Annotated in this window: 12 protein-coding genes; 4 read left to right on the plus strand and 8 right to left on the minus strand. The window is 52.2% G+C overall.

Annotated elements, in window-relative coordinates:
* Window positions 1-61 precede the first annotated feature (61 nt).
* From U8T64_RS02545 to U8T64_RS02555, 3 genes are all read left to right on the plus strand, one after another.
* Window positions 62-835 (plus strand): hypothetical protein, encoded by a 774-nt coding sequence (locus U8T64_RS02545; RefSeq protein WP_322180647.1) that lies wholly within the window; start codon window positions 62-64, stop codon window positions 833-835.
* A 65-nt stretch (window positions 836-900) separates the two neighbouring features.
* Window positions 901-3,651: a hypothetical protein gene (locus U8T64_RS02550; RefSeq protein WP_322180649.1), complete on the plus strand. Its 2,751-nt coding sequence runs from the start codon at window positions 901-903 to the stop codon at window positions 3,649-3,651.
* 61 nt (window positions 3,652-3,712) lie between these two features.
* Window positions 3,713-4,537: a hypothetical protein gene (locus tag U8T64_RS02555; protein ID WP_322180651.1), complete on the plus strand. Its 825-nt coding sequence runs from the start codon at window positions 3,713-3,715 to the stop codon at window positions 4,535-4,537.
* A 1,278-nt stretch (window positions 4,538-5,815) separates the two neighbouring features.
* On the opposite strand, the gene U8T64_RS02560 is transcribed toward U8T64_RS02555, so the two are convergent.
* The 5 genes from U8T64_RS02560 to U8T64_RS02580 form a co-directional block, all read right to left on the minus strand.
* Window positions 5,816-6,433: a regulatory protein RecX gene (locus tag U8T64_RS02560; protein ID WP_322180653.1), complete on the minus strand. Its 618-nt coding sequence runs from the start codon at window positions 6,431-6,433 to the stop codon at window positions 5,816-5,818.
* The gene (recA, locus tag U8T64_RS02565; protein ID WP_322180655.1) at window positions 6,433-7,614 is read right to left on the minus strand and encodes a recombinase RecA; all 1,182 of its coding nucleotides are present in this window, start codon (window positions 7,612-7,614) and stop codon (window positions 6,433-6,435) included. The genes U8T64_RS02560 and recA overlap by 1 nt, the downstream gene beginning before the upstream one ends.
* Before the next feature lie 167 nt (window positions 7,615-7,781).
* Window positions 7,782-8,180 carry a hypothetical protein gene (locus U8T64_RS02570; protein WP_322180657.1) on the minus strand — a complete coding sequence of 133 codons (399 nt, stop codon included), beginning with the start codon at window positions 8,178-8,180 and terminating at the stop codon, window positions 7,782-7,784.
* 123 nt (window positions 8,181-8,303) lie between these two features.
* Complete coding sequence (locus U8T64_RS02575; RefSeq protein WP_322180658.1) at window positions 8,304-9,011, minus strand: hypothetical protein; 708 nt, start codon at window positions 9,009-9,011, stop codon at window positions 8,304-8,306.
* A 3-nt stretch (window positions 9,012-9,014) separates the two neighbouring features.
* Window positions 9,015-9,197, minus strand: a complete 183-nt coding sequence (locus U8T64_RS02580; RefSeq protein WP_496196605.1) for a helix-turn-helix domain-containing protein — start codon at window positions 9,195-9,197, stop codon at window positions 9,015-9,017.
* 130 nt (window positions 9,198-9,327) lie between these two features.
* Here U8T64_RS02580 and U8T64_RS02585 point away from each other — a divergent pair, with 130 nt between their 5' ends.
* Window positions 9,328-9,567: a helix-turn-helix domain-containing protein gene (locus U8T64_RS02585; protein WP_322180659.1), complete on the plus strand. Its 240-nt coding sequence runs from the start codon at window positions 9,328-9,330 to the stop codon at window positions 9,565-9,567.
* 39 nt (window positions 9,568-9,606) lie between these two features.
* On the opposite strand, the gene U8T64_RS02590 is transcribed toward U8T64_RS02585, so the two are convergent.
* The 3 genes from U8T64_RS02590 to U8T64_RS02600 all read right to left on the minus strand — a co-directional run bounded on the left by U8T64_RS02590 (window position 9,607) and on the right by U8T64_RS02600 (window position 17,588).
* Window positions 9,607-11,151: an ATP-binding cassette domain-containing protein gene (locus tag U8T64_RS02590; protein ID WP_322180661.1), complete on the minus strand. Its 1,545-nt coding sequence runs from the start codon at window positions 11,149-11,151 to the stop codon at window positions 9,607-9,609.
* Between the two features lie 270 nt (window positions 11,152-11,421).
* Window positions 11,422-12,714 carry a M28 family metallopeptidase gene (locus tag U8T64_RS02595; RefSeq protein WP_322180663.1) on the minus strand — a complete coding sequence of 431 codons (1,293 nt, stop codon included), beginning with the start codon at window positions 12,712-12,714 and terminating at the stop codon, window positions 11,422-11,424.
* A gap of 689 nt (window positions 12,715-13,403) precedes the next feature.
* Complete coding sequence (locus tag U8T64_RS02600; RefSeq protein WP_322180665.1) at window positions 13,404-17,588, minus strand: leucine-rich repeat protein; 4,185 nt, start codon at window positions 17,586-17,588, stop codon at window positions 13,404-13,406.
* Window positions 17,589-17,651: the final 63 nt, after the last annotated feature.

Raw genomic sequence — 17,651 nt, forward strand, 5'->3', positions numbered from 1 at the left:
CTTTCTAATTACTAACTACTTACGGCTAATGACTTGTCTCCCAGACCTAAAGGTGGTACCCATGAGAAAGCAGAAAAAAAAGAAAATACAGTTTCAGCGTGTGCTGGCGGCACTGGTTTTTCTGGTGGCGCTGGCTTTGCTGTTATCTACTGTAGGGGCCACTCTGGCAAAATATGTGAATCAGGCCGCAAAAAACGGCGCCGCGGCGGCTGTACCCTTTTACTTTGTCAGCGACCGGCTGAAGGAGGATCCCCCCTATTATCAAATCAGTGAACCGGCAGAGGGGGAAGCGGTAACCGTCACCTTTTCCCTGTCCAATTTTGTAGATGAGCTGCGCTGTACGGAGCACCCCCTGCAGTATACCTGTTGGGCGGAAAACGCCGCTTCTGAGGTCATTTCGGGAACGGAACGTTCCGGCAGTCTGTCCGGCGATTTTCAAACAGAGACCATCACGCTGACGCTGGAGAAATCGGCCTTTGGCGGCGACGGCGTGGTAATGGTAACAGCTCAGAGCACCGAGCCCTATGTCAAAACAGTCAGCGCCCGGTTTGGTTTTACCGCCCGGCAGGGAGAATTGCAGTGGACAGTGGAAGAGCAGGAAGGCGCCGTGGTGCTGGAGCTGGCGGGAGGCGGCGGCTCTGCCGTAACGGTAGCCTGGCCCGCTTCCCTGCTGCCGGACCCCATGAATGCGCTTTTGTCCGGCGCGGCCTCCGGGGAAATTACCTTTACTCCCCAGCCGGGAACACGTTATGCCCTTACCTTTCTCAAGAAAAACCCAAAAATCAGCTATGTAAAAGAAGATTTTACCGTAACAGAGCAGGAAAGCATGTCATAGTATTTTCCCTCTGTGCAAACTTAGTATCTATGCACTGATCTCTCATTGGAAAGGAGCTTGCTGTAATGAAGCGTTTGTTCTGTTTTGTCCGGAAAAAGGCGGGAGCGCTTCTGTGCGTTCTGCTTTCGGCAATGCTGATAACAGGCTGCCTCTGCGCGGAGGGGATCACCGTTACTGCCAGCGGAGAGACACGTTCCTTTGATATCGGTGTAAACCCACAAAGCGTTACCGCCGCCTTGGAAGAAAACGGCGTGCTGACCATCAGCGGTTCCGGGGCCATTCGGGATTTTACCCCGGAAACAGCACCCTTTGGGGCATATCAGATCACCACGGTAAAGCTGGGAGCGGACTTGACCGCCATTGGAAGCTGCACCTTTTATAACTGTAAAAGCCTTACCGGGACCATTGTGCTGCCGAAAGGCCTACTTCGCATTGGGGATCAGGCCTTTTCCGGGGACAGCGCGGAGCTGGCCCCCAGGCCCGAGTATGTGGAAAATCCCTTTACCGAGGCGTTAGTTACCAAAAAGAAGGAAGCAGAGCCTCCGGCGAAAAGTGAGGCCTCCCAGCAACCATCGTCCACGGCCCCGGAAAGCGCCTCCTTAGAGCCTGCTTCCACAGTGGAGGGAGAACAGACGGTTTCTTCCGCTCCGGAGGAACAGGAAGCAGCTTCCTCTCTGCCGGATCAGGCGCAGAGCACACCGCAAAGCTCTCTGGACAGCCTCCCGGAAGCTTCCGGCACGCCGGAAAATGATTCAAATCCGGAAGAAGAAAATCGGTACGTGATCGAGCATATTACCCAGCAGGAGATCGGAACGGAAATCTTCTATCCCCGGCAAAACGGCCCTGTTTTTTTCTGCTCAGCGGAAAACGAAAGCTTTCGGGCGGCAATGACCGCGGCAGGATATCAGGAGGCCCAGGCAATGCTTCCCGTCACCCTGCACTATGGAAAAGGGAGCAGCACAGACAGCCAGGCTGTTTTGAAAAATATTCCCGTGGCAGACGGCAAGCTCACTGTGCCGGGCGTTCCGCCGGAATTTTCCGCCCCGGAGGGGGACGGCCTGTATCGGTACGTTTTCAGCGGCTGGACGGAAACCCAGGACGAGCCCAATACCGTGCGTCCCGCCGGTTCGGTCTTCTCAGTGGGAGAGCGAACAGACCTCTATTTGATCGCCAACTGGAGCCGGGAGCCTGCCGGAAAAATCACAGTGACGCAGGAGGGAGATACCTGGGTGTTTACCGCACCGGAGCCAGTGGGCTATGAGGTTCTTTCCTGCCGCTGGCAGACCTGTGTGCAGGAAGCGGGAAAAACGCTTCCCGTGGATCAGGAGCAGCTTTCCTGGAAGGAGCTTTCGGGAGAAACCGCAAAAACCTACCGGCACAAGCCGGAGCCCGCAGACAGCGGCAAATGGTTCCGCTGTATTGAGACCGTACAAAAAAAGCAAACTCTCTTCCAAGCGCTGTTCCGCAGTGAGAGCAGCGGCGAGGAGGTGGCCTTTTCCGCCGTACAGGGTGTTTCCTCCACGGCGGAAGGCGATCCCTCAGAAAGCGGCTCGGCCGGCATTGTACCGGGCAAAAGCTTTTTGGGCGGCATTTCCGGCGGCAGCGCGGTCATTCCCCCCAGCGGCGTGGTGACGGCAAGCTTTCATAGAAGCTATATCCCCTCCGGAAAAACGGAGAGCAGCCTTTGGCTGTGCGCCAAGGGAGAGGGCGCCGCCATATCCAAGGTGGCCTTCCCTGCGGGAACCAGGCTGGTTTTGGGCGATATGACCTCCGCGGAAAACAGCCGGTATTACAGCTTTTCCGCAGGCGGAGGAGCCGCAAAGCTGCCCCTTTCCGGCTTTACGGCCCTGGACGGCGGAGAAAGCTATTCTGCTTCGACGGCGGGGTCTGCTTCCGTTTCAGAAGGGCTTCTTGTGGTGGTGGATTTTTCCGCCGCGGCCGGTGGACTTCCTCAGGGCGAGTATTTTCTGGCAATGACCTATGAAAGCAGCCAGCAGCCGGAAAGCGCGGCAAAAGCGGCCTTTACTGTGGCGGCGGAGGAAGGCTGCAGCCTGAGCCTCAGCCGGGAGGAAACGGAAACCGGTATTTGGAGCTTTACGGCGTCCGCTGCCACAGGGTCAAATGCCCGCTATGCGGCAGGTGCCTGTGTCCGTTTGACTCTGACGACTCCCGATGGGAAGAAAATCAGCTTCCCCACCGGAATGTCCGTTACCGGAGATGGAGAAAACGTGATTTCGGAGCGGGACGGCACCCTGTCCTTTACCATGGCCCAAAATGGCTCTGCCGCCATAAACCTGAACCTTTCCTCTGTGCAGGAAAGCGAGCTGGCCTCCGGAGAATACCGGATCAAGGCAGCCCTTTTCCCCCGGGCGGGCCTGCAAATGGCCGGCAGCCAGGGCGCCGTGGACGCGGAAGCGGAGCTCGGCGTTTCCCTGGATCGGGAAGAAACCGGCGGCGGCCAGCGGTCTATCAAGGTCGAGCTGGGCGGCGACAGCCAAAGGCTGATAGACGTTTCGGAAGGGGCAATAGATTTGGCCTTCAACCTGAGCTACCGTGGGATCCAGCCGGGAGATACCCTTCTGGCGGAGGTTCTGTGTAAAACAGGAGAAGGGCCTGAAAGCGGCAGCTACTCTCCGGCGGCGGGAGATTGGAGCATTTCTCCCTCTTCCGGAAGTATTCCGACCGGGCAGGGAGAAACTCTGCACCTGGTGGTTCCCAAGGGCCAGGAGCGCGGCACCTACCGCTTGCTAATCCGCATTGCGGACAGCTCCGGCGGCATTGTGGCGGAGCAGCCCTACAATTTCATTGTGAAATAGCAGCTCTCCCCGAACCTTCAGGTGTTCGGGGAGATTTTTGAAGCGGGGAAAGGAGAACAAAATGCATTTTACGGATACTTATGAAGCGGTACAGAGGGCTTTCCCGGAGGGGAGCTTTACTCTTACCGCATGGAAGAAATATGCCGCGGCTATTTCTCCGGAGCTTGCGGAAAAATGTGAAAAGGACGCAGCGGACTACGATTTTGAAAAACAGGTCCTGCCTGTTTTGCAGGACGCATTGAAAAACAGCGAGGGGCTCAGGGAGATCCACCTCAGTTTTCAAAGGGTATCGAAAAAAATTGCCTCCGGCTTTCAGCAGGCTTTTGGGCAAGAACCGGAAGCGGAGGTGCTGTTGTATTTGGGCCTGTGCAACGGGGCAGGCTGGGCAGATAAGCTGAACGGAAAGCCCGCCGTGCTTCTGGGCATGGAAAAGATCTGGGAGCTCCGCTGGGGCGAAGAAGAAAAACTGTTTGCCTTGGCCGCCCACGAGCTGGGGCATTTGTATCACGAGCAAAAGGGCGGCTGCTTTGGAGAAGCAGCCACTCCCGAAGAAGAGGGGCTGTTCCAGCTTTACAGCGAAGGCGTGGCCATGTTCTGCGAACAGGAGCTTCTGGGACAGCCCGATTATTACCATCAGGATCAAAACGGCTGGCTTACCTGGTGCATAGAACAGGAGGAAACTCTGAAAGCGGAATACCGCCGCAGGCTTGCGGCAGAGGAAAGCGTACAGGACTTCTTCGGGGATTGGTGCAGCTACCGGGGAAAATCAGATACGGGCTATTTCCTGGGCTGCCGGTTCGTCCGATTTTTGCTGGAAAGCTACCCCTTAGAGGAAATGCTGAAACTGAAGCTTCCCGCCCTGCGGCAGGCATTGGAAGAATTTTGATATGGAATGCTGAACAATAGGTACACAAATAACCGAGCAAGGCGGCAGCTATTCAATACATGGAAAAATAGAGCGTATACCATGAGCAAGGAGCAATTAAGAAGGGCAAGGGCAAAGTTCGCTAAACTGGGATTTACCGGTTATCCACACACCTCCCTCCTGTCATTACTGAACAGACAAGCACAAAAAGCTATAGCTTTTTAACCTTGCTTTCCCGGTGAAGAATCTCGCCCTTTTCCCTTCTATTCAGGAAATGAAGGACGAGATTCTTCGTCAAGAAAGCTATAGCTTTCTGCGTTCTTCAGAATGACAAAAGTGAGAACTCGCCCCTCTCTAACGACTAACAACTAATAGCTAACGACTAGTTTGCTAAACTATAATTTAGCAGGCTGACGAGAAGCAGAAATCCTTGCCTTTCTCGCCTGTTGGCTGACATCTTTCTCCGCTTCGCTCCGGTTGCTGTGCCCCGGTGGGCCACAGCAACCCTTGCCTCCCCTGAAAGGAGAGGGGGACCATGCGTAAACATGGTGGAGCGGTGTCAGCTCACTGTAAACCCGTATAAACCCTGCGCCTTATTAACTGCCCAGCCAGACGGCTTTGCCGTGACTGCTCTCCTTTCAGGGGCGAGCGCGTCCCAGTGGGGGGAAGGTCTCCAGTGGAGACCGCTCTGACCCGTTCTCGTTTGTCAACTCGGTCGGTGCAGGACAATGCGCCAAGAAAGCTATAGCTTTCTGCGCTTTGCACCCGAGCCGGCAGGCGAGACCGCTGGTGCGAACCGTTCTCAGCTACCGCTTCGGTTGCTGTGCCCCGGTGGGGCACGTCCAGCAATGTCTGAGCCGGCAGGCGAGAAAGCCAAGAGTAATTGCAAAACTATCATTTAGCGGTGAAACGCTCGCTTCCTCCTGTCATTGCTGAACAAAAAGTAAGGCTCTCCTTACTTTCTCAGTAAAAAACCTCACCCTTTCGTTGTGAGTAGTCAGCTGTTAGAAAAGGCAACCGCCTTCCCTTTGTCATTCTGAACCGCCGAAGGCGGTGAAGAATCTCGCCCTTTGCCCTTTTGCTCAAGAAGTGAGGATGAGATTCTTCGAGAAAGTGCCAAGAAAGCGATAGCTTTCTGCACTTTTTCCGAGCTTCCTTTTCCACCCAGTTTGCGATTGCCTGCAGTACAAACTATAATCCAGCACACTCCGCCCTTGCCTTGAATTACTAATTCCCCGCTGACCACTAAATTTACAAAACCGGCCAAGCGACAGCCTGACCGGTTTTCTCAGAAACCTGTTAAAACTCCTCTTCCTCCGTGCGCATGGCGCGGCGGATCAGGTCGTAGGAATAGCCCAGCCGCTGCAGGGCTGAGAAGGCTCTGCGCCGAAGCTTTTCCTCCTCCTGCCAGCCGGCGTATTTCTTTTCCAGAACCGCCTGAATATTCTGAAGGGCTAACTCCTCGTCTCCGTATTCCTCCAACAGCTCATCGATGAGCGCACTATCGATGCCCTTTCGCCGAAGCTCCTGCCGGACCCTGGCTTTGCCGAACCGCCGCCTTTGAAACAGCTCCCTGGCCAGGTCTCTGGCATAGGTTTCATCGTTTAAGAGACCCAGCTCCTCCATGCGGTCCGCCGCCGCCTGGGCGGCTTCCCGGGAGGCTGCGGTGCGGGCGATCTTTTCCGTCAGCTCCTTTTTGGAATGGCTGCGGTGCTCCAGCAAATACAGAGCCTTTTCTCTTGCCCGGCGGGCGTCAGAGGCCTGAATCAGCTCATGGAGCTCCTCATCGGAAAGCTCGTCTCCCGGCTTCAGGCCGGAGCGGAGAAAGGTTTCCGTGTCGATCTTTACGGCGGCCTCGCCGTTCAGATACAGCTGGGTCAGGCTTTTCCGCCGGGGCTCTGCCGCTGTCAGCTCCATCAGTCGTCATCCACCGTGATATCGATGCTCTGCTTTGCCGCCGCCTTGCTGGTGGGAGCGGGGGCGGCTTCCGGCGCGGGGGCAGCCTCCGGCAGCTCTACCGGAGTGGCGGCTTCTCTTGCTCCGCCGGTTTTTCCGGGCTTTTCATAGAGCTTTTCCACATTTTCCCGAACCTGCTTTTCGATCTCCGCCGCCATTTCCTCATGGCTTGCCAGGAATTCTTTGGTTTTATCCCGTCCCTGGCCGATGCGCTCTCCGTTGTAGGAGAACCAGGAGCCGCTCTTTTGAATGATCTCCAGCTCCACGGCGCTGTCCAGCAGCTCGCCGGTACGGGAAATGCCCGTGCCGTACATCACGTCAAATTCCGCCACGCGGAAGGGCGGGGCCACCTTGTTTTTGACCACCTTCACCTTGGTACGGGCACCGATCATATCCGTGCCGTTTTTGATGATCTCTCCCTTGCGCACCTCAATGCGCACGGAGGAATAGAATTTCAATGCCCGGCCGCCGGGAGTGACCTCGGGGTTGCCGTACATAACGCCCACCTTTTCCCGCAGCTGGTTAATAAAGATCGCCACACAGTTGGACTTGGAAATGGCGCCCGCCAGCTTTCGGAGAGCCTGGCTCATGAGCCTTGCCTGCAGGCCCACGTGGGCGTCGCCCATATCGCCCTCGATCTCAGCCCGGGGCACCAGGGCGGCCACAGAGTCCACCACGATCACATCGATGGCGTTGGAGCGCACCAGCGCTTCCGTGATCTCCAGGGCCTGCTCGCCGGTATCCGGCTGGGAAACCAGCAGACTTTCCACATCTACTCCCAGGTTTCCGGCATACACCGGGTCCAGGGCATGCTCTACATCGATAAACGCGGCATTGCCGCCCATTTTCTGGCCCTCGGCGATACAGTGCAGGGCCAGGGTGGTTTTACCGGAGGATTCCGGCCCGTAAACCTCCACAATACGCCCTCTGGGCAGGCCGCCAATGCCCAAGGCCATATCCAGGGAAAGGGACCCCGTGGGGATGCTTTCCACATTCAGGGTAGAATCCTGCCCCAGGCGCATGACCGCCCCTTCGCCAAACTGCTTTTTGATCTGGGCCAGGGCCGTTTCCAGAGCCTTCGCCTTTTCCTCCGGCTTTCCCTCCGCTCTGGTGCTGATGGGGGCCTGCTTTTTTTCCGCCATTCCCGTATCCTCCTCGCCCGTTTTCCCGGGTCACATATTTCTTTATTTCATTATAAAGAAAAATTTTCGGAAATGCAATGCTTTTCCGAAAATTTTACGAACATTTGTTTTTGGATTTTTCGCTCTCAAGTAACTATGCCTGAGCTTATTCCCTCAACTTTCCAATATTATTCCAAAGAATCATGAAAAACAGCTGGTTCCGGAAGGCCAATTTGGAGGTCTGTCTGCCCATTTCCTGGAAAATTAGTTTGAAGGTGTGTCGGCTCATTCACTTCTTTTTTGAAATTGCTGATTTTCAGCCCGAAATAGCATAGAGCTACTATACCAAACACAATCAAAAACGTGCCGACTCCAAATTTTACGATTTCAGCTAAATACCGAATATTAGTGGCTGATTGTGCTGCTGCATTTTGTATACCCGTGTATGCGTCTCCGCCGTATGCTTTAGCGGATTCTGCATACCCCGGTGACATTGTTAAAGCCACTATTCCAAAGATAGTTGACAAAAATCCGGTAAATATTCCAATAACGGAAAAAATAGCAGAAAAGAATTTTGAAGCTTTCATAATAACTTCCTCCTATCAAATATAAAAAGGGAGTAATTTTTGCTCACAATAATCTCAAGTTGCTTAAACTTGCTTTCATTAGGCAATACCATGAGGGCTCAACTGCCGCCTCATAATAAGCGGTTATCTAATTGTTGTCATCGTTCCGGAAACATCGACTACTTCAAACTCAAGAGACAAGCCTTTGTCTAAAGTCCACATATCCTCGTTGAGTATGATCTTATCCTGTGCTTCTCCAACTCCTAAAATGTCCGTTTGCAGTATAAGTGTTTTGTTGACATCTGTCTTATAATCTGCTGCGTATTCCTCCAAGGACATTGCTCCTGAATTCAACTTTTTATAAATTTCATATGTGAAAGGCAAATAATCTCCTTGTATGCTCACTGTGACTGTAACATCATTATAATCGTAATTTGGAGATTTTCCGCTTACTCTCGCATTCAATTCAATTTCGGTATATACGTAATTACCAGATTGAATATTATACCCCATTACTTTTGCGGCATCAATTTTCCCTCCATATTCTAAATTAAAATCAACCGCTAGATACTTCTCGTAGTTATCTCGTGTTAACTTAATTCCCAGGTTTTTATACTGTTCTTTAGCAGAGAGTAATATATTGTAGTTTTCGACCTTCTGCTGGTCTTCCTCTATAAGATTATTATAGGCATTTTCGGCTTCCGTAATTTTGATTTCACTTTCAAATGTCACTTCGCCAATTCCAGCTATAAGTTTTTCCACCGATTTAACTTCTTCACTTTTTCCACAAGCACACAAAGTCAATAGGAGCGATACAGCCAGAACAAGTGGCCAAAATTTGCTTTTTTGCATAATTTATACCCCCGTTTTCTTTTTAAGAGCTTTCGGACAAGACGCTTCAGCCGGTATTCGCCACTCATTGGAAACCTTTACCGGCTTAAGCAGCACACTGATTTTTTCGTTTTTACACCATGTTCTGATTGTGCTTGGAGCATATCCCCAAAGCGCTGAAGCTTCTTTCACTGTCATGTAATCCACAATTTTCCCTCCTTCAATCTTTTGAGGTCGATTGACCTCAAAAACAATATACCACACTTCTATAATGAGGTCAAGTGACCTCGTCGTGTTTTTCGATTTCTTATCGCTTTATCGGGAAAGGTGTGGCACCATGGTAAGCGCAGAATTGGTTGGTCAGGTTATTCGCAGGTTTCGTAAAAACAGAAGAAAATCTCAAGAGGTACTCAGTGGTCTGGCAGGTCTGGATCGAACACATTATAGTAAAATTGAGCGGGGATTACGCAGTCCTACCATTGATACACTTTTCAAAATTTCGCAAGCTCTGGACGTCCCGCCTCACGAATTGATTCAAGCAATAGAAGACGCAATTCAAAAACAGCAAGATAAATAAAAAAGAGCCACCGTTATCCGGCGGCCCTTTTTTGATAGCTTATGATTTTTCTTCCAACCCTTTTTCTGTTAATTCATACAGGGTTTCACAGACCTCTTCGATATACTTTCTATCGTGAGACACACTGATGATGCAGCCCTTGAACTCCCGCAGGATCCCCCGGATCACCGGGCCGGAAAGGGGGCTGAAATTTCGGGTGGGCTCGTCTAACAGCAGCACGTTGCTGCCGCTCAGGATCATTTTCAGGAAGAACAGCTTTGCCTTCTGTCCGCCGGAAAGCTCCCGAATACTGTGTTCGCTTTCTTCGGGGGTATATTTCATGCTGCCAAGATAGGTTTTTACCCGGGTCAGCTCCGCCTTTTCCGAGGAGCTTGCCAGAAATTCCACCGGGGTCTGCTCCTGCTCCACGGTTTCCTCATAATCCTGAGGCATGTAGGAGACCCGCAGGTCTGTTCTGGGCAGAAGCTCCCGAGCCAGCCTGCGCAGCAGGGTGGTTTTTCCCGCTCCGTTTTTCCCGATGATGCAGATATGCTCCGGCCCCCGGACAGAAAGGCGAAGGTTTTCCGCCAAAAGCTTTTCCTCTTCTCCTTCTCCCGCCGTCAGCCTGGGAAGGGAAAGATCCAGCACGGTTTTGCCTGCCGGGATCCCGGTATTTTCTCCGAAGCCCACCAGGATCGCTTCCTCCGTATCGGGAAGCTCCGTCATGGCCTGGTGCTCCCGATCAAACCGGTGCTCCATGGCCTTTACGGACTTCATTTTCTTTTTCAGAAGTCTTCCCCCATGGGGATCGCCCCGGGAAATGGAATTCAGCTGGTGCTCCACCTTCTGCTGGATCTTTTGAAACCTTTCCTGCTGTTTTTTCTCCTCTTCCCGTTCCTTCCTGGCCACCTGCTCCTGATGGGAAAAGCTTTGGAGCCTCTCCTCCACATAGCGGCGATACCCCATTCTCGCCACCGTCCACCGGGGCAGAGTCTTTCTCCGCAGCTGTTCCATGTGAAGGATCACATTGGCCGTGTTTTCCAGGAGCATTTCGTCGTGGGAAATATACAAAACAGGCTGGGGACAGCCGCGGATAAATTCCTCCAGCCATTCCAGGGTTTCGATATCCAGGTCGTTGGAGGGTTCGTCCAAAAGGTAGCAGTCCGGGCGGCGCAGAGTGAGAAGGGCCATACGCAGCTTTACCTTTTCCCCGCCGGAGAGTGCGCCCATGGTCCGGTCCGAGTAGAAAAGCTCCTGGGAAAACCGCAGCTCCGCTGCCGCGTCCGCCAGTTCCTTTGGGGTACTATCCAAAAAAGAGGACTCTTCACAGCAGAATTCATAGGCTGTTTTCCATTTGTCCTCTGCCGGAAGCTCCTGGGCAAGATAGCCCAGTACAAGACCGTTTTTTCGGACTGTTCCGCTCCACTCCACGTACCCCTCCACCATGTTCTCGTCATAGATCAGCTTCAGCAAGGTGGATTTTCCGTTGCCCTCCTCGCCGATCACCGCCGCCTTATCCCCGGGGTTTAGGGAAAAGGTAAAGTCCCGAAGAAGCTCCCGCAGGTCCTTCCTCATGGAAATGCTTATATTCTGTAATTGCAGCATAAAAATCCCTCCTATGCAAAAAGGCCTGTTCCCGACGCCGCCGGAAACAGGCCCACTTTACATCACACAGGAGGAGCCCCCGGGAAAAATTCCCGAAGCTCTCTGAAAAGACATATCCGTAAGCCATGAAACCAACAGCAAAGAAAGGCCGCGGGCACAATCTGCCCGAAACCGTAGTTCTATTCTGGGTTTTTCATAGGCTTACAGTCTCATCTTCTACTCCCTTTCTTCTCGAAATCGCTTTTATCCTAGCAGAACCCCGGAGAAAAGTCAAGCGTTTTTCTGTGCCTTTTCTTCCTCCGCCTCCTGAAGCTCCTTTTTGTAGAGGTACTTGTCGATCTCCTCCACCATGTTCTGGGGCATCTTTTTCTCCACCGGGAACACTCTGGCGTTTGCCATTGTTTTTGAAAACTCCAGCACGTGGGCGGTGGTTTTCTCCAGCATCTCCGCAGAAAGGAAATCCAGGGTGTCATACCGGTTGTGGATATAGGCGGCGCCGTGAGCGCCTGCCCGGTCAAAATTCACCGCCGGAATGCCGTTATCCGCAAAGGGAATGGAATCGCTGGAATAGATGGTCTGCTTTACCTGCACCGGGTAGCCGCCGATCTTCATCAGATAGTCCGCAAAGGAAACAAGGCTTTCCTCGCCGGTCACACCCAGCTCCTCCACGCCCAGGATCGGGCCGCCCACATCCACATTGATCATCAACACATGCCGGGAAAGCTCGTCCTTGTGGTCACGAACATAGGCCTTGCTGCCCTCCAGGCCGATCTCCTCCGAGCCGTACCACATGAATTTTAAGGTTCGGCAGGGCGGATTCTCCTTGAAGTACCGCAGAAGCTCCATGTTGATGACAGATCCCGCGCCGTTGTCGTACACGCCGGTAGAAAAGGGCACGGAATCGTAATGGGCGCCGAAGGAAATGATCTCCTCGGGCTTTTCCGTGCCGGGCAGGGTGCAGACCACATTGTGAGAGATGCGCTCCACCACCGTGTTTTTCAGGGTAAGTTTTGCCTTACAGGCCCCTTTGCGCACCATGTCCATGGCGTCCGCCACCCGCAGGTTCACCATGGGCACGTTGCCAAAGGCCCGCAGGGTCTTACGCAGCGCACGAGTGGAAAGGTCGGTTTCCTCCGGCTTATCCCGCAGCTCACCCTCCATGGTGACAATGGCCGCCGCGCCTGCCTTCAAAAGCTTGCGGAACACCGGCACCCGCAGATAGCCGTTGACCAGTACGATCTTCCCGGCGGCATCTATGAGATTCACGTCCAGCCCGTTTTCCACATAGAGAAAATCCGCGGTCAGGCCGCCCTCCGGAGTATTCTGAGCACATTTGAAGCCCGTAACCTGATATTCCTGATGAAAGGGCTCCAAAATCTCAAAGGCCGCCGTTTCGATGTCCGCGTCCTCAATCTGAAAAGGCTCGATCTCCGCCTGTACGCCAATGGCTTCGCACTCCGCCCGCAAAATCTCCGCCGCCTTCAGCTCCTCCGCAGACCCGGCCACCCGGGTAAACCCGATTTTCTTCAGCAGCTCAAATTCCCTTTTCCCGCAAATTTCCATAAAATGGCCCTCTTTTCTTTGTTTAACGCGATAGCCGTAAACCACGCGGTGTCGCCTTTAGAAAAGTGTATGCCCTTTTTCTTTTGCTGTCAAGGGAAACAGTTGTTAGTTGTTAGAGAAGGGCGTTTTTTAGATGCTGGATACTAGATACTAGATGCTAGACGGTGGTGGCGCTGCGTAGCAGCGCAATCAAGAAAGGGCTGGATATAGAGTGATAAATGATGGTTTAGCGGCGAGGCGCCGCGGCCACTCGTGCCCCTACTTGGTGCAGGAAAATGATTTCTGACCCGACCGCAGGGACACCGCTAAATTGTAGTTTAGCGAACTAGTCGTTAGCTGTTAGTTGTTAGAGAAGAACAAGCCCCCTCCTTTGTCATCCTGAGGAACAAAGTGACGAAGGATCTCGCCCTTAGTGCCTGAATAAAAGGGCAAAGGGCGAGATTCTTCACTTCGTTCAGAATGACAAGGAAAGGCCTTTTCCCTTTCTAAATAACTAACTACTAACAGCTAACAACTAACACGCCAAATTTCAATTTATCAAACAGTTCCCCACTGTCATTCTGAACCGCAGGCGAAGAATCTCGTCCTTGACCTTTCTAACGACTAACTACTCACAACTAACAACTAGAGAGCGAGCTTCTTCATCAGGAAAGCAAGGTTCACTTTATTTTTCTACAGGTTTACCACTGTTACGTTTCCTCAGCCTTCTCTTCGTCCAGCGCCTTGCAGAACTGTCTGACCATTTGGGCGGCCTCTCCTCGGGTGGCCCTGCCGCCGGGATCCAGAATGCCGTTTCCCTTGCCGCTCATAATGCCCTTTTCCACAGCCCATTGCAGCGCCTGCACGGCATAGTCCTCGGCCCTTTCCCTGTCTGCAAAGTCTTCCAGGCTGCCGGAGCTTTCCGGTTTCCCGGCATAGCGCCAGAGCATCACCGCCAGCTGCTCCCGGGTGATCGGATCATTGGGGCCGTATTTCCCGTTTCCGTAGCCGCTGACCACCCCGCTGCCTGCGGCCCAGGTCACGGCGTCATAATACCATTGGCCCTTCGGAACATCACTGAACCCGCCGCTTTCCACAGCTTCCGGCCTGCCCTCTCTGTTATAAATGATCTGGGCGAACTGCCCCCGGCTGATCTTCTCATTCGGCCCGAATTTTCCGTTTCCATGGCCGTTCATCAAAGAGCGAACCGTCACATACCCCACAGCGTCATAGTACCAGTCGCTTTTTGATACATCGGTGTAGGGATTTTCCCAGTCTTCGGGGACGTCGGAGGGCGGAAGCTCTATTCCGGGATCATCGGGAGCAGGGGAAACATCAGGTGGCGTGCCCGTAGCTTCTGTGTCAGTGACGACTGATAAGACTTCGCCGATAGGGGAATCCTCATAATTCCCCGTACCGGCATACCGGGCCGCAAAGTGATACTCTGTCGCCGCAGAAAGGCCGCTGAAAAACGAGCTGTTCTGCCAGGTAACTCCGCCATCTCCGCTGTATTGTGCTGCCGTGCCGTTACCGCTTGAGGAAATGGCCTTTAGGGTAACGCTGTCGGCAGTCTTCTTGGATAACTCCGGCGCGCCGGGCGCTGCTTGAGGAGCCTTTGAGATTGTGAAATCCAATGTGACGCTTCCGGTATATTCCGTACTGCTGTCCGGAATTTTAATGGTCACAGTATAGTCGCCAGCGTTCACAGGAGCATTGGCACTGTCATAAACCGTGCTGTTCCTGCCGGAATAGTGAGTTTCATAGTCTCCCGTATAGGCGCTGGTCGGCGTACCGGTGTAGCCCAGGTGGGGAGCATTCCTATAGACCAACTCAGACGCAGCAGACACCCCGGTTATGCTGATTTTTTCTTTTTTCGGCTCTTTCATAACCGCCATGACTGTAATCCTTTCGCCGGGCATGATCAGTGATGTGCACCGTGCTGTAGGCTCCTTGATAACACAGTTTCCCTCCGTTACTTCCCAGCGAATAAATTCATACCCCTCCGGGACAAAGGCGGAAATATCAATTTTTTCACCCTTCACCACGGAGGCTTCTGTATGAATTCCACTTTCCCGCGAAAATGTGCCGGATAGCATCTTCAGGGGATATGCGTTTTCATTTTTTGAATTGTCAAAATCAGCGGTGAGGATTTCGTTGTTCGCAGCGTCCTTCAGAACGCAGTGCTCTCCTGAAGCAGAGCTGCTTACAGAGGCAGTATAAGTAATTTCCTCACTCACCAGTAAATCATAGTAATTGGCGATTTTTGCTTTATCGGAGCCATTACCGGAGTCCTCTGTGTAAACACTCATCGTTCCGGAATCATATCCCACACAGTCAATCGTATAGTCGGCAGTCCCATAGAAATGAATGATTTTTTCCTCTCCGATTTTTCCAATCATTACATCCTCCGCATAGCAGGCTACCTCGTCGCTCTCCACATACGCTACAATATTCCCGTCGGAATCTTTCACATATACGTTTACGGGACAAGCTACCACCATTGATTTTGAAATTGCTCTTGTCCCTCCGTAATAGATACCGTTATAGTATTCATATAAGCCTGAATTGGGATAATCCTCTTCCAGCCAATCAACCCAGCCTTTCAAAGCCATAATGTGATCAACTGAATAGCTGTTCTGAATAGACTTTATCGATTTTTTCAGTTCTGCATATCCTTTTTTCCCAAAAGCCTGTTCCACCTTGCTCAGCACGGCGGAGTCCAGCTTATCTACGTAAGAATAGGCGTTTTCACAGTCGGTATCCAGTATCTTAAAAACCAGGGTCATGGCGCTTAAATGCTTTTCCGCGTTTTCAATGGTATGGCTGCTTTGAGCGTTCGCTTTCATGTCTTCGTAAACGGAAGCGATCACCTGGTCAACCTCTAAAGTAGCTTTCATTTTCAGATAAGCCTCAATCGTATCGTCTGTGTTGCACAAAGCGTTTGAGATGGTTTTTCCCACCTTATACCCCGCCTGCAGGACAGCAACGCCTGGCATTGCGGTATACAGCTCGTTTTTCACCTCGTTCCAAAACAATTCTTTAATAAGATATCTTGCCATTCCCTCGCCAATGACGGTGACTTCCTTCATCGTTACCGCTTTTATGAGATTTTCCTTGCTTTTGGAAATAATTCCTAAAGTTTCGGAAAAAGCCATTGTAAGAGGGTGTAAACCGCCATGGGTTTGGCGGCTGACATTCAACGCGCTTCTCAAAACCTCTTCCATCGATTCCGTTGTTTGAGAAAGAATGGCATATGAGGTCAGGGTCTTTACATAACTCTCAATAGAATTGATTCCTTTTAATACGGTGGAAAAATTCTTGAACACGTCCCCATATTGAGTAAGGCCGGGATGGTTCTTTTTGAACCATTGGGAGATATATTCCTGAGTGCCGTTCGGGTTCTTTTGAATATACTTTAAGAACTCCGCGTCATTTGTTCCCGGCGACCAGCCCTTATCAGCCGTAATCACGGCCTTATAGTCTGAAATGGCCTCCTTAAAGAATTTCAGCGCGTCCTCAGCTTCAGAGGAAATCAGATCGTAATCAGCGCCAGCTTCCATAGCGGCAAGAATAATTGCCGAGTACATATCCTTTTCTTCAATCACCAGCTTGTGTACGGTTCCGATATCTTCTATCATGTCAAAAACTGCGGACAAATCCTTCCACAGGCCGGTCGCGTTATCCATTGCGCTTCCCTTCAGCAGTTCAACCAGAATACCGCTGGGAGTTTGGCGGTTTTTCAAATAGCCGCAATTTCTCGGCATAATCTGGCCTTCCTTTGCCAGCCAGTCGGAATGATACAGGGTTTTGTTAAAGGAACTGACGTCTGTACCGGGCTTATCAGGCTTATCGCCGGGGCCCGGTTTCCATGGATCTGTTCCAGAACATAGACGACTCGCGGTCATCAGCGGTTCATTGTTGACGCCAATTTGTACATTGCCCCAATTAGCCTCCGTCCCACTGTAGTGGACATTCCGCAGCTTTTCACACGCTCCGTAGGCGCCCTCGCCGATTCTTGTTACGCTGCTGTGAATGGCGGTATATGTCGCGTTAACGCACCCCTGAAACGCGTTCTTCCCAATATTGGCCGTATCTCCCCATATAAAGATGCTCTTGATTTCACCGGCAATATTTGCCCAGGGCGGCAAATGGGCTTCATCAAAGTCATACATATTTCCGGTCCCTCTGATCTCCAGATTGCCGTTGGCATAGGTCCAGGTCAGGTTATCGCCGCATTTGCTGCCTTTTTCGCCGGATACGTCACTGTTATAGCGGATATCGGCGTCTATCAACTCATTGTTGCCATCGGAGATATTTATATTTTCCCACTGGTCCTCACTGCCGCCGTAATAAACGGTTTTCAAGCTGCTGCAACCATGAAACGCCAAATCTCCGATACTGGTTACACTGTTGGGGATCGTAACACTGGCCAGGCCACTACAATCTGCAAATACACCACCCCTTATGCTCGTCACGCTGTCGGGGATCGTAACGCTGGTCAGGCTGCTGCAACCATGAAACGCCGCATCTACTATGCTGGTCACGCTGTTGGGGATCGTAATGTCGACCAGGCTACTACAACGATAAAACGCCAAATTCCCTATGCTCGTCACACTGTCTGGAATCGTAACGCTGGTCAGGCTACTGCAACCAAAAAACGCAGATGCCCCTATGCTCGTCACTTTCACCCCATTGATTGTACTGGGGATATTTGCAGATGTCACCTCAAGGGTACAACTCGTGATTGTTCCCGTGCCGCTGTCAAACACGATTTCCCCTTCCTCGATACCAGGCACAGTCAACCATCCGGTTGCCGCTTCGGCGGAAATTACTCCCTGCGGGACTGCGGTCAGTGCCACCAGCATGGCAAGTAAAACGCTGAAAAACTTTTTCATACCAAACCCCATCCTTTCCCACAAAGCCAGCCCGCACGAATTGCGGGCTGGCTTGCTCTTTTT

Source organism: Neglectibacter caecimuris, from assembly GCF_034335015.1.
Lineage (GTDB): Bacteria > Bacillota > Clostridia > Oscillospirales > Acutalibacteraceae > Acutalibacter > Acutalibacter caecimuris_A.

Coding starts and splice junctions, on each gene's coding strand:
- U8T64_RS02545 (WP_322180647.1), top strand. CDS start 62: ATGAGAAAGCAGAAAAAAAAGAAAATACAGTTTCAGCGTGTGCTGGCG.
- U8T64_RS02550 (WP_322180649.1), top strand. CDS start 901: ATGAAGCGTTTGTTCTGTTTTGTCCGGAAAAAGGCGGGAGCGCTTCTG.
- U8T64_RS02555 (WP_322180651.1), top strand. CDS start 3,713: ATGCATTTTACGGATACTTATGAAGCGGTACAGAGGGCTTTCCCGGAG.
- U8T64_RS02560 (WP_322180653.1), bottom strand. CDS start 6,433: ATGGAGCTGACAGCGGCAGAGCCCCGGCGGAAAAGCCTGACCCAGCTG.
- recA (WP_322180655.1), bottom strand. CDS start 7,614: ATGGCGGAAAAAAAGCAGGCCCCCATCAGCACCAGAGCGGAGGGAAAG.
- U8T64_RS02570 (WP_322180657.1), bottom strand. CDS start 8,180: ATGAAAGCTTCAAAATTCTTTTCTGCTATTTTTTCCGTTATTGGAATA.
- U8T64_RS02575 (WP_322180658.1), bottom strand. CDS start 9,011: ATGCAAAAAAGCAAATTTTGGCCACTTGTTCTGGCTGTATCGCTCCTA.
- U8T64_RS02585 (WP_322180659.1), top strand. CDS start 9,328: ATGGTAAGCGCAGAATTGGTTGGTCAGGTTATTCGCAGGTTTCGTAAA.
- U8T64_RS02590 (WP_322180661.1), bottom strand. CDS start 11,151: ATGCTGCAATTACAGAATATAAGCATTTCCATGAGGAAGGACCTGCGG.
- U8T64_RS02595 (WP_322180663.1), bottom strand. CDS start 12,714: ATGGAAATTTGCGGGAAAAGGGAATTTGAGCTGCTGAAGAAAATCGGG.
- U8T64_RS02600 (WP_322180665.1), bottom strand. CDS start 17,588: ATGAAAAAGTTTTTCAGCGTTTTACTTGCCATGCTGGTGGCACTGACC.